The sequence below is a fragment of the Micromonospora sp. WMMA1996 genome (assembly GCF_002573675.1).
Taxonomy (GTDB): domain Bacteria; phylum Actinomycetota; class Actinomycetes; order Mycobacteriales; family Micromonosporaceae; genus Micromonospora; species Micromonospora sediminicola.
In genome coordinates this window covers 66,467-78,421 of record NZ_PDHU01000007.1, presented here as the reverse complement: position 1 = coordinate 78,421, position 11,955 = coordinate 66,467, and the positions used below count along the sequence as shown (strand labels likewise).

Annotated in this window: 9 protein-coding genes; 5 read left to right on the top strand and 4 right to left on the bottom strand. The window is 73.8% G+C overall.

Annotated features, from left to right (window positions below; genetic code table 11):
• The first annotated feature begins 191 nt into the window (after positions 1–191).
• Positions 192–752, top strand: coding sequence for a dihydrofolate reductase family protein (locus COO58_RS28205; protein WP_098747999.1), 561 nt, complete (start codon positions 192–194; stop codon positions 750–752).
• 4 nt (positions 753–756) lie between these two features.
• Here the strand turns inward: COO58_RS28205 and COO58_RS28200 are convergent, their stop codons facing one another.
• Positions 757–2,595, bottom strand: a complete 1,839-nt coding sequence (locus COO58_RS28200; protein WP_091573483.1) for a thiamine pyrophosphate-requiring protein — start codon at positions 2,593–2,595, stop codon at positions 757–759.
• Between the two features lie 111 nt (positions 2,596–2,706).
• On the opposite strand from COO58_RS28200, the gene COO58_RS28195 reads away from it, so the two are divergent.
• The 3 genes from COO58_RS28195 to COO58_RS28185 all read left to right on the top strand — a co-directional run bounded on the left by COO58_RS28195 (position 2,707) and on the right by COO58_RS28185 (position 6,838).
• On the top strand, positions 2,707–3,516 hold the full coding sequence (locus COO58_RS28195) for an RNA methyltransferase (RefSeq protein ID WP_091573484.1): 810 nt from the start codon (positions 2,707–2,709) through the stop codon (positions 3,514–3,516).
• A 44-nt stretch (positions 3,517–3,560) separates the two neighbouring features.
• Complete coding sequence (gene argG, locus COO58_RS28190) at positions 3,561–5,012, top strand: argininosuccinate synthase (protein WP_098747958.1); 1,452 nt, start codon at positions 3,561–3,563, stop codon at positions 5,010–5,012.
• A 74-nt stretch (positions 5,013–5,086) separates the two neighbouring features.
• Positions 5,087–6,838 carry a PucR family transcriptional regulator gene (locus COO58_RS28185; protein ID WP_098747956.1) on the top strand — a complete coding sequence of 584 codons (1,752 nt, stop codon included), beginning with the start codon at positions 5,087–5,089 and terminating at the stop codon, positions 6,836–6,838.
• A gap of 132 nt (positions 6,839–6,970) precedes the next feature.
• On the opposite strand, the gene COO58_RS28180 is transcribed toward COO58_RS28185, so the two are convergent.
• Both COO58_RS28180 and COO58_RS30525 read right to left on the bottom strand, forming a co-directional pair.
• Positions 6,971–8,320, bottom strand: a complete 1,350-nt coding sequence (locus COO58_RS28180; RefSeq protein WP_098747955.1) for a hypothetical protein — start codon at positions 8,318–8,320, stop codon at positions 6,971–6,973.
• 35 nt (positions 8,321–8,355) lie between these two features.
• The gene (locus tag COO58_RS30525; RefSeq protein WP_255292801.1) at positions 8,356–9,813 is read right to left on the bottom strand and encodes a transposase; all 1,458 of its coding nucleotides are present in this window, start codon (positions 9,811–9,813) and stop codon (positions 8,356–8,358) included.
• Between the two features lie 201 nt (positions 9,814–10,014).
• Here COO58_RS30525 and murD point away from each other — a divergent pair, with 201 nt between their 5' ends.
• Complete coding sequence (gene murD / locus COO58_RS28170) at positions 10,015–11,361, top strand: UDP-N-acetylmuramoyl-L-alanine--D-glutamate ligase (protein ID WP_098747953.1); 1,347 nt, start codon at positions 10,015–10,017, stop codon at positions 11,359–11,361.
• Positions 11,362–11,363: 2 nt separating this feature from the next.
• Here murD and COO58_RS31065 read toward each other — a convergent pair whose 3' ends face one another.
• Positions 11,364–11,954, bottom strand: coding sequence for a DUF6114 domain-containing protein (locus COO58_RS31065; RefSeq protein ID WP_255292800.1), 591 nt, complete (start codon positions 11,952–11,954; stop codon positions 11,364–11,366).
• Between the last annotated feature and the right edge of the window lies 1 nt (position 11,955).

Sequence of the window (11,955 nt, the reverse complement as noted above, 5' to 3'; positions counted from 1 at the left end):
GGCCGCCTGACCCGGCAGGGCGGCGTCCCGCGCGCAGGTGCGCCGGAGCCCCGATGTCGGTGCGGGTCACGCACCCGGAGGCCGGCCGTCCTGGACAAGAATCGTCGCGGGGGTGTCGGATCCGTCGCGGCGGCTCCGACCCACCGGTGAGCGCGCCCGTCGGGGCGCACCGGTACGCGGAGGAACACACCATGGGCAAGATCATCTACTGGGTGCACCAGTCGGTCGACGGCTTCATCGAGGGGCCGAACGGCGAGTTCGACTGGCCGGAGATGGGGGAGGAGCTGTCCGCGTACTCCCAGAAGCTGTCCAAGCGGGCCGGCGCGTTCCTCTACGGGCGGCGGGTGTGGGAGATGATGTCCTCCTACTGGCCTCGGGTCGAGTCGATCTCCGACCACCCGCACGACCTGGCGTTCGCGCCGATCTGGCGGCGTACCCCGAAGGTGGTCGTCTCCCGCACGCTCGCCGAGGCCGACCACGGCGCCCGGGTGGTCGGCGGCGGCGACCTGGCCGCGGAGGTGGTCGAGGTGCGCGACCAGCTCGACGGGGATCTGCTGCTCACCGGCGGCACCGGCGCGGCGACCGCGTTGGCCGCGCTCGGGCTGGTCGACGAGTTCCAGGTGGTGGTGCACCCGGTGCTGCTCGGCGGCGGACGGCAGGTGCTGCCCGACCTGGCCCGGCAGGACCTGCGGCTGGTCGACACGCGCGGTTTCGACGGCCGCTCGGTGCTGCTGCGCTACGCGCGGGCGTGACCGGTCACCGGCCGCGGCGGCGGGGGCGGTAGGTGGCGAGGGCGGCGGGCACGCCGCGACGGAGGATGCCGGCGCGGTCGCTGTCCCCGCGCAGCACCGCGGCGGCCGTCTTGCGGGCCTGTTCGGCGGTGAAGTGCGGCGGCAGCATCAGCTCCGCCGGGTCGACCACCGCGTTGATCACGGTCGGCCGGTCGGCGCGCAGCACCCGCTGCCACATCTCCGGCACCCGGTCCGGGGAGTCGACCAGCTCGCCGCCGAGCCCGAGCACCTCGGCCCACCGGTGGTACGCCACGTCCGGCAGGTCCTGGCTGTCCGGGAACATCGGCGTGCCCTCGCTCGACCGCTGCTCCCAGCTGACGAACGCCAGGTCCCGGTTGTTGAGCACCAGCACCACGAACCGGGGGTCGGCCCACTCCCGCCAGTACTTCGCCACCGTGATCAGCTCGTTGACGCCGTTCATCTGCATCGCCCCGTCACCGATCAGCGCGATCACCGGGCGGTCCGGGTGGGCGAACTTCGCCGCCAGCGCGTACGGCATGCCCCCGCCCATCGACAGCAGCGTGCCGGAGAGGCTGGCCAGCATGCCCGGGCGGACCCGCAGGTGCCGGGCGTACCAGGCGGTGGCGGTGCCGCAGTCGACGGCGAGCATGGCGTCGTCGGGCAGCGCGTCGTCGAGCGTGGCGAACAGCAGCTGCGGGTTGAGCGGCTCGGCCGGTTGCTCGGCCAGCTCGCGCTGCGCCGCCCGCCACTTTCCGGTGGCGTCGGCGATCGTGGCCCGCCAGGCGGTCGGCGCCGGGCCCGGGCCCAGCTCGTCCAGCAGGGCGCGCAGCGTCGGCCCGGCGTCGCCGGTCAGGTTGACCTCGGTGGGGTAGCGCAGCCCCATCCGGCTGCCGTCCCGGTCGATCTGCACCGCCCGGGCCTGCCCCTCCGGCGGATAGAACTCGGAGTACGGCATCTGGCTGCCGACGATCAGCAGCCGGTCGCACTCCCGCATGAGCTGCCAGCTCGGGCGGCTGCCGAGCAGGCCGATGGCGCCGGTGACCCAGGGCTGCCGGTGGTCGACGGCGGCGAAGCCGAGCAGCGCGGTGGCCACCCCGGCGCCGAGCCGGTCGGCGATCCGGCGTACCTCGTCCTCGGCGCCGAGCGCGCCCTGGCCGACCAGCATCGCGACCCGTTCGCCGCCGCGCAGCACCTCGGCCGCCCGGCGGACGTCGTCCGCCGGTGGCACGGTCGGCGGGCTGCTCGGCACGGCGCTGGTGTGGTAATAGCCGTGCGCGTGCGGCGGCTGCGGCACCGCCGGTTCGTCCTGCACGTCGGAGGGGAGGACCAGGGCGGTCACGGTACGCCGGGCCAGCGCCGTGCGGCAGGCCCGGTCCACCAGGTGCCGGGCCTGGGACGGGTCGTCGAGCTGGGCCAGGAACGCCGACGCCACGTCCTTGTAGAGCGCGAGCAGGTCCACCTCCTGGTAGTAGCCGCCGCCCTCGGCGGGCAGCGCGGTGTGTCCGAGCAGCGCCACCACCGGCTGGTGGTCGAGCTTGGCGTCGTAGAGGCCGTTGAGCGCGTGGATCGCGCCCGGGCCGCTGGTCACCACCACGCAGCCGAGCGGGCCGCCGCCGTACTTGACGTGCGCGCCGGCCGCGAAGCCGGCGGTCTCCTCGTGGCGCACCTGGATGAACCGGGCGCGGTCCTGGGCGCGTTGCAGGGCCGAGGTCATCCCGTTGATCCCGTCGCCCGGGTAGCCGTAGTAGCGGTGCACCCCCCACTCGGCGAGACGGGCCACCAGGTAGTCGGCGACCGTGGCGTTGCGGGGCAGCCCGCCGTCCCCGCTGTGGTCCGCGCCCATCGTGGTGGTCCCTTCGTCGCCGCTGTCCGCTTCCCCGGTCCCTTCCCCGCCTCGGGCGGGGGAAACCGGCCCGCGCCGGGGCGGCCGGGCGGGTCGGGGCAGAATCGTCGGGTGCCCGTCCACGAGATCACCGACCCCGACGACGACCGGATCGCCGACTACCGCGCCCTGACCGACGTGGAGCTGCGGACCCGCTGGGAGCCCCCGCACGGGTTGTTCATCGCCGAGGGGGAGCTGGTGCTGCGGCGGGCGCTGCGCGCCGGCTACCCGGCCCGGTCGTACCTGGTCGACGCGAAGCGGGTGGACCAGCTCGCCGACCTGGACACCGGGGACGCGCCGGTGTACGCCGCGACGCCGGACGTCCTCCAGCGGGCCACCGGCTTCCACGTGCACCGGGGGGTGCTGGCCTCGTTCCACCGCCGGCCGCTGCCGTCGGCCGACGAGGTGCTGGCCGCCGCCCGGCGGGTGGTGGTCCTGGAGGACGTCAACAACCACACCAACCTCGGCGCGATCTTCCGCGGGGCGGCGGCGCTCGGCGTCGACGCGGTGCTGCTGTCGCCGACCTGCGCCGACCCGCTCTACCGGCGCAGCGTACGGGTGAGCATGGGCGAGGTGTTCGCGGTGCCGTACGCGAAGCTGGAGCGGTGGCCGGCGGGCCTGGACCAGGTGCGGAAGGCGGGTTTCACGGTGCTGGCCATGACGCCGGCGCCGGACGCGGTGCCGATCCAGCGGCTGACCCCGGCGCAGCGGGAGCGGGCCGCGTTGCTGCTGGGGGCCGAGGGGCCGGGCCTGACCGAGGCGGCCCAGTCGGCCAGCGACGTGCGGGTGGTTCTGCCGATGCGGCGCGGAGTGGACTCGCTGAACGTGGCCGCCGCGGCGGCGGTGGCGTTCTGGGAGCTGGGTCGCGACGACCCGCTCTGAGGATTCGCTTGCATGACCATGCGCCTTGACGCATAATCTTTCCTGTGTCCAAGGTTCTCACCTCCCTGCCCATCGGTGAACGCGTCGGCATCGCCTTCTCCGGCGGCCTCGACACCTCCGTCGCGGTCGCGTGGATGCGCGACAAGGGCGCCGTGCCCTGCGCCTACACCGCCGACATCGGCCAGTACGACGAGCCCGACATCGCCTCGGTGCCCGGCCGCGCGCTCAGCTACGGCGCCGAGGTCGCCCGGCTGGTCGACTGCCGCGCCGCCCTGGTCGAGGAGGGACTCGCGGCGCTGACCTGCGGCGCCTTCCACATCCGCTCGGGCGGACGGGCCTACTTCAACACCACGCCGCTCGGCCGGGCCGTGACCGGCACCCTGCTGGTGCGGGCGATGATCTCCGACGACGTGCAGATCTGGGGCGACGGCTCCACCTTCAAGGGCAACGACATCGAGCGGTTCTACCGCTACGGCCTGCTGGCCAACCCGCAGCTGCGCATCTACAAGCCGTGGCTCGACACCGAGTTCGTCACCGAGCTGGGCGGACGCACGGAGATGTCCGAGTGGCTGCTCGCCCACGGCCTGCCCTACCGCGACAGCACCGAGAAGGCCTACTCGACCGACGCCAACATCTGGGGCGCCACCCACGAGGCGAAGACGCTCGAACACCTCGACACCGGCATCGAGACGGTCAGCCCGATCATGGGGGTCCGGTTCTGGGACCCCGCCGTGGAGATCCCCACCGAGGACGTCACGATCGGCTTCGACCAGGGCCGCCCGGTGACCATCAACGGCAAGGAGTTCGGCAGCGCGGTCGACCTGGTGCTGGAGGCCAACGCCATCGGCGGCCGGCACGGTCTCGGCATGTCCGACCAGATCGAGAACCGGATCATCGAGGCCAAGAGCCGGGGCATCTACGAGGCACCCGGCATGGCACTGCTGCACGCCGCGTACGAGCGGCTGGTCAACGCCATCCACAACGAGGACACGCTGGCCAACTACCACACCGAGGGCCGCCGCCTGGGCCGGCTGATGTACGAGGGACGCTGGCTGGACCCGCAGGCGCTGATGCTGCGCGAGTCGTTGCAGCGCTGGGTCGGCACCGCCGTCACCGGCGAGGTGACGCTGCGGCTGCGCCGCGGCGAGGACTACTCGATCCTGGACACGAGCGGTCCCGCGTTCAGCTACCACCCGGACAAGCTGTCCATGGAACGCACCGAGGACTCGGCGTTCGGCCCGGCCGACCGGATCGGCCAGCTCACCATGCGCAACCTGGACATCGCCGACTCGCGCGCCAAGCTGGAGCAGTACGCCTCCCTCGGCATGGTCGGCGGCGCGACCCCGCAGCGGATGGTCGGCGCCGCGCAGGCGGCCTCGACAGGGCTGATCGGCGCGATGCCCGAGGGCGGGGCGGAGGCCATCGCCTCCCGGGGCGTCCCCTCCGCCGAGGACGCGGCGCTCGACCGCGCCGCGATGGAGTTCGGCGTCGACTGAGCGGGGCGCGGTGCGTCGACGGGCGGGCCGGCTCCCGGGGCGGGCCTTCGGCAGCGGCGGTGACGCAGGGTAGCGTGTCGCCCGTGTTCCCTACCGTGCGTGAGGTGCTCGCCCTGGTGCCGGTGCGCCACGGCGCGCCCCGCCTGGTCGCCGGCGACGCCGGGCTGGACCGCCCGGTGCGGTGGGTGCACGTGGCCGAGGTGCCGGACATCGCCACCCTGCTCGGCGGCGGGGAACTGGTGCTCACCACCGGCATCGGGCTGCCCGCCGACGACGCGGGGCTGCGCGCGTTCATCGGCGACCTGGCCGACGTCGGGGTCTCCGGGCTGGTCGTCGAGCTGGGCCGCCGTTACGTCAGCGGGGTGCCCCGGGTGATGGCCGCCGCCGCCGAGCGGCGCGGACTGCCCCTGGTCGAGCTGCGCCGGGCCACCCCGTTCGTGCGGATCACCGAGGCGGTGCACGCGCTGATCGTGGACGCCCAGCTCACCGAGCTGCGCGCCACCGAGGAGATCCACCAGCGGTTCACCGAGCTGTCCGTGGAGGGCGCCGAACCGACCGAGGTGCTCCGCCAGGCCGCCGAGCTGGCCGGCTGCCCGGTCGTGCTGGAGAACCTGTCCCGCCAGGTGCTCGCGTACGACCCGGCGGGAGAGAGCGCGGAACTGCTGCTGGACGGCTGGGAGCAGCACTCCCGGCAGATCCGCCCGGCCGGCCGGACCGCGTACGACCCGGACAGCGGCTGGCTGGTGACCACCGTCGGCGCGCGCGGGCAGGACTGGGGACGGTTGCTGCTGCGCTGGCCGGCGGCCGAGGCGACCCCGCCCACCCGGCTCACCATCCTGATCGAGCGGGCCGCCTCCACGCTGGCCCTGGGCCGGCTGATCCGGCGCGACGCCGAGGGCCTGGAACGGCAGATCCACCGCACCCTGCTGACCGCGCTGATCGACCATTCCCGCCCGGTGGACGAGGTGGCCCTGCGCGCCAAGGCGCTCGGCGTCACCCTGGACCGCCGGCACCTGGTCGGCGTGGTGGTCCGGCACCGCGCCGACGACGCGGCCGGCGACGCCGCCGACCTGCCCGAGGACTCCGGCCCGGCCCGGTTGCGCGACCTGGCCGAGGCGGTCGGCGCGGCCCTGCGGGAGGCCAAGCTCACGGCCCTGACCAGCGCCGTCGACGACCAGGCGGTGGGCGCGCTGCTGGCGCTGGCCGACCCGGCCGACGAGGAGAAGGCACTCGCCGCGTTCGCCGCGGCGTTGCGCCGGGTACGCCTCGACGCCGCCCCGGCCCGCCCGCCCGCTGTCCGCCCGACCCGCCAGGGCGACCCCGGTGGCCGGGGCGGATCGTCTGGGGCGGCGCGGTCCGTCGACGCGGTGACCCGCCCGTCGGTGGTCGTCGCGGCCGGGTCCGGCGTGGGCAGCCTGCGCGAGGCGCGCCGGTCACTGGTCGAGGCGCGGCAGATCGCCGAGGCGGCCCGGCGGGACCCCCGCGACCTGCCCTGCTTCCGGCTGCCGCACGTCGGGCTGGCCGGTCTGCTGCACCTGCTGCGGGACGAGCCCCGGTTGCAGACGTTCGTCGAGCGTGAACTCGGCCCGCTGCTGGCGTACGACGCCCAGCACCCTCGGGAGCAGTTGCTCGGCACGCTGCGGGCGTACCTGGAACAGGGGCGGAACAAGTCGGCGGCGGCGTCGGCGGCGCACCTGTCCCGGCCGGCCTTCTACGAGCGGCTGGCGCGCATCGGCCGCATCCTCGACGCCGACCTCGACTCCGTCGAGCAGTGCCTCTCCCTGCACGTGGCCCTGCTGGCCCTAGACGCCGTCCGCACCCCCTGACCCCCACCCCCCGCCCCCGCCCCCGCCCCCGCGCGGACCGACGGTCGATCATGAAGTTGGCCGGGACGAATCGGGCGTAACGCCGGCTCAACTTCATGATCGACGGCGGGGGTCGGGGTGGGGCGGGGTGGGTCAGGCGAGCGCGGTGAGGGCCTTGGCGTAGGGGGCGGGCACGAAGTTCGGGCCGCCGGGGGTGAAGACGTCGGAGGTGGACGCCGCCTGCCAGGCGGTGTTCGGCAACGCCGTCACCAGGGCCCGGACCACCGCGGCGTCGCGCCACTGGTCCTGCTGGGCGAGCAGGCTCAGCGCGACCACCGACTCCTCCACCTCGCCGACGCACTCGAACGGCTTGTGGCCGTCGACGCCGAGCAGCTCCCGGTAGCCGGGGATCTGGGACTCGTCGGCCAGCAGGTCGCCGCCGAAGATGCCGGTGAGCCGCTCGCGGGGCATGAACGGGGCCATGGCCAGGAAGACGAAGCGGCACTTCGGGCAGTCGCGGCACCAGCGCTCGCTCGCGTCGCGCAGCTTGAACGCGGCGTTGCAGCTGGTCACCACCGCGTCGTACCGGTCGATCTCGGCGAAGAGCCGGGCGATGTGCAGCTCGGACAGGGAGCGCAGGAGCGAGAAGTACGGCTCGGTCAGCCCGGCGTGCTCGGCCAGCGCCGCCCGCAGCAGCCCCTCCGCCTCGACGCCCTTGGACCACTGGTGGTTGATCTCATGGCCCTGCCAGACCAGGTTCGGGTCGGACGCGGACCGCTCGTTCGACATCACCACCGGGCCGAGCCCGTGCAGCACGGCGGTGGCGACCGCGATCAGCGAGTTGATCGCGGTGACCGGGATGTGCCCGTTGCGCGCGCCGGCGGCGTTCAACTCGAACAGCACCGGGTCGAGCCGACGCCGGGCGGCCAGCGGCACCAGGTCGGACGCCTCGTTGACCGAGACGATCACGTGGTTCGGGTTGACCGAGAACGGCACCGGGTCGAGGCCGGCCCGGCGCAGCGCCTCCAGCGTGACGATCGAGTCCTTGCCACCGCCGACGGCGGACAGCGGGCGGCGGTCGGAGTTGTCCAGCGGCGTCGCCGGGTCCACGGTGCCGGAGGGCACCTCGGGGCGCAGCTCCAGCACGTGCGGCAGCTGGTTGCGGTACGCGTACTCGGCGAGGCCCTTGCGGTAGACGGCGGTGACCAGCTCGACGGCGGCGGCGCCCAGCGGCGCCGGCAGCACCAGCCGGGGCGGCGCGGCGGCCTTGTAGTAGCTGACGCCGGCGACCACGTGCAGCAGCTCCAGGACCCGGGCGAGGGTGGCCGCGGTGGCGTCGGACACCGGCTCGGCCGGCAGCGGAAGCGTGATCACCTCGGTGAACCGCTGCTCGCCGTCGGGACCGGTCAGGGCGTAGTCGAACAGGACCTCGCCGGTGGCGAAGTCGATCGAGTAGGACGGGAAGGTGAAGGCGTCCATCCGCCGCAGCTGCTCGTTGGGCACACGCAATACTACAGCGCGTCTCAAGGTCCGTTGGGTCATGAGACACCGCCCTTCTCGGGCGTCCCTGCCGTTACGGGTGTTCGTGGCGGCGGGGTTCCTCCGTCGTCAGGGCTGGTTGCACCGGCGCGTGAGCGCTGGCCAGAGCCGGTCCCTCGGGAGGCGTTGGTGATCGGGCCTCGTGCTTCGGGGTCCCGAGTCCGGGCATGGTGTTGCTCGGCCCACACGGCGAGGTTGACCGCTGCGTTGACGTCCCGGTCCGCCGTGTGCCCGCACTCGTCGCAGCGGAAGACCCGCACGGACAGGGGTAGGGCGGGGCCGGTGACGCGGCAGGCACTGCACATTCTGGTGGACGGGTACCAGCGGGGTGCCCGGATGGCCTGCCCGCCCCGCCAACCTTGTTTGTAGCCGATGATGCGGGCCAGTTCAGCCCAACCCGCATCGGATATGGCGGCGGCAAGACGCCGGTTGCGCAGCAGACCGGCGATGTGCAGATCTTCCAGAGCCAGCCGGTCGTGGGTCTTGACCAGCTGGTTGGCGACCTTGTGCAGAAAGTGACGACGCACATGCGCAACACGATGGTGGGCACGAGCTAGCCGGGTGACAGCCTCGGCCCGATTGCGGGAGCCTCGCCGTTTGCGAGTGACCTGGCGCGACAGCCGGCGTAGCCGAGGCAGGGCCGTCCGCAGCGGGCGCGGTGGATCAGTGACGCGTAGCCGCTGTCGGCCGGTGGTGTCGGCGGCCACCACGAGGGCAGTGAGGCCGCGGTCGATGCCTACCCAACCACCGCTGTCGGCGTCGGGGCGTGGCGGGTGCTGGCGGGCGGGATGCAGGTCCGCCGCCTCCACTGTCACGGTGATGGTCCATCGGCCGGCCCGGCAGGAGACGGTGGCATACCGGATGTGCGCTCGGCCTCCGCGAATCATCCGCCGTAGTCGGCGGGTGTCTTCCCGTACCCCCAGGACTCCGATCCTCGGCAGACAGATACTCCGAGGACCCGCCATCGGATCCCCCACCCGGATGCTCGCCCGACCCGCCTTGGTCTTGCAGCGGATCCGGAACGACGGCTGGGTGCGGCTCTTGCGTTTGAATGTCGGGAACCCCACCCGACGACCTGGCCGCTTCCCCGATCGCGAGTCGGCCCAGGCGGTCAGGGCGCGGCCCAGGTCGACAGCGGCTTCCTCACACACCTGCTGACACACCTGTGCGCGCCACGACAATCCCGTCGCCGCGATCTCGGCCGAACCCGCCGAGTCGACTACAAAGCGGCGGCCCGCCTGCGCCGAGATCTTCCACGAGTTGAACGCGTTGATCAGGTCGAAACCCGACCACGGCACCACCACCGACCCGCCCCGGTGCCTCGCATCCAGGGCGCCCTTCACCAGAGCCAGGCACTGGTTGAACGCGAACCGAGCCGCCCCCGTGTGACGGACCAACACCATCACCTGCGACGGTGACGGGTCAGCTGTGAACCGGAACGCAGTAAACCTCCCCACAGCCCCACAGCATGCCTGCCACCTACGACACAACAGTCCGCGGGCGGCAGGATGGGGCGGAAATCCCGGCCCTGACGAACGGCCGGTGCCGGGAGGGGCAACAGCGGGCGCCCAGGCGTTCGAACGCCCGTGAACCTCAGCCTGTATAGGCTGCAATCGCCCTCATCCTTCATGAGGGGAGGATGTCAACGAGGAGAGCCTGTGCGACTGTCTGATCTGCGCGGACGTCAAGTCGCCGTCTGGGGCGCCGGCCGCGAGGGCCGGGCGGCGGTGACCGCGATCGCCGCGCACGGCCCGGCCGGCCTGGTCGCCGTGGACGACAGCGCGAACTTCCTCGCCCTGCCCTGGGAGGGCCCGCTCGCCGAGGCGGCGCCGCTGGTCACCGGCGAGGAGGGCTTCGCGCGGCTGGCCGCCGCCGACGTGGTGGTCCGGTCGCCGGGGGTGCCGAACACCCACCCGTGGATGGTGGAGCTGCGCCGCCGGTCGGTGCCGGTGACCCAGGGCAGCGCGCTCTGGATGGCCGACCACGCGGACCGCACCGTCGGGGTGACCGGCAGCAAGGGCAAGAGCACCACCTCCAGCCTGATCAGTCACCTGTTCACCGCGATGGACCGGCCGAACGTCTTCGGCGGCAACATCGGCGTGCCCCTGCTCGACCTGCCCGAGGCGGAGCTGTACGTGCTGGAGCTGTCCAGCTACCAGTGCGCCGACCTGACCGACTCGCCCCGGGTGGCGGTGGTGACCGCGCTGTTCCCCGAGCACCTGGACGCGCACGGCGGCGAGCGGGAGTACTACCGGGACAAGCTGAACCTGGTCGCGCACGGCCCGCACACGGTCGTGGTCAACGGCGCCGACCCGCGACTGGCCGTGGAGCTGGGCGACCGGGCGGCGGTGCGGGCCGGGTCGCCGGACACCACCCACGTGGCCACCGGGCCGGACGGCACGCGGTGGTTCCACCTGCGGGACACGCCGCTGTTCCCGCGCGCGGTGCTGCCGCTGGTCGGGCGGCACAACGAGGGCAACCTCTGCGTGGCGCTCGCCGTGCTCGACGCGCTCGGCGTCGACGTGGTGGCGCGCAGGGACAGCCTCGCCGTGGCGGTCGCCGAGTTCCAGGGCCTGGCCCACCGGCTCACCGAGATCCCCGACCCGTCCGGGCTCACGTTCGTCGACGACACGCTCGCCACCAGCCCGTACGCGGCCATGCACGCGATCGACGCGTACGAGGGCCGGCCGCTGACCGTGATCGTCGGCGGCACCGACCGGGGGCTCGACTACACCCCGCTGCGGGAGCACCTCGCCGAGCGGGAGATCACGGTGATCGGCATCCCGGACAGCGGTCCCCGCATCGTCGAGGCGCTGGCCGGGCTGCCGGCGGTCCGCACCGAGCTGGCCGAGGACCTGGTGGCCGCCGTCGGCCTGTCCCGCAAGCTCACCCCGGCCGGCGGCGTGGTGCTGCTGTCCCCGGCGGCGCCCAGTTACGGGCGGTTCCGCAACTTCGAGCACCGTTCCGAGGTGTTCGCCCAGGCGGTCGCCGACACGGGCCGCTGAGGTCAGCCCCGGTCCGCCGGTCCGCCCCGCGACTCCGCCGGCACCGCGTCGCCGACCGGTGGCGCGTCGGCGGCCGGTGGCGCGTCGGCGGCCGGTGGCGCGTCGGCGGCCGGCGGGGTGTCGTCGCCCGGCACCGTGTGGTCGCCGGGCGGCAGGGTGTCGTCGGCCGGCTCGCGGGGGGCCGGGGGCGCGGCCTCGGCGGCCCGTCCGGACCGCTGCTTGACCGGTGTCCAGGCGAACGCGAGCGCGCCGCCGACCAGTGCCAGCAGCATGCCGACGAGGAAGCCGCCGAGGTTCGAGGTGAGCCAGGAGACCAGCCCGAGCAGCAGCGAGAGCAGCGCGTAGAACACCCGCTGCTGCGGGGTGGCGATCAGCAGCACCCCGCAGAGCACGAGGACCGCCGGGACCAGGTACGCGGCCAGGCCCTGCGGCCCGACGTGCAGCAGCACCCCGAGTGGCGCGCGCAGCGTCACCAGCATCTCCGCGCCGCCGAGCGCGATGAGCAGCCCGGCGGTGAACGGCCGGGCCCGTCGCCAGCGGCGCCAGCGCCCACGGGTGCGGGCGGCCGGCGCCGCGTGCTGTCCGCCGGTCACG

What these genes read in the sequence shown, in the direction of transcription:
- COO58_RS28205 (WP_098747999.1), top strand. Translation starts at nt 192, where the DNA reads ATGGGCAAGATCATCTACTGGGTGCACCAGTCGGTCGACGGCTTCATC.
- COO58_RS28200 (WP_091573483.1), bottom strand. Translation starts at nt 2,595, where the DNA reads ATGGGCGCGGACCACAGCGGGGACGGCGGGCTGCCCCGCAACGCCACG.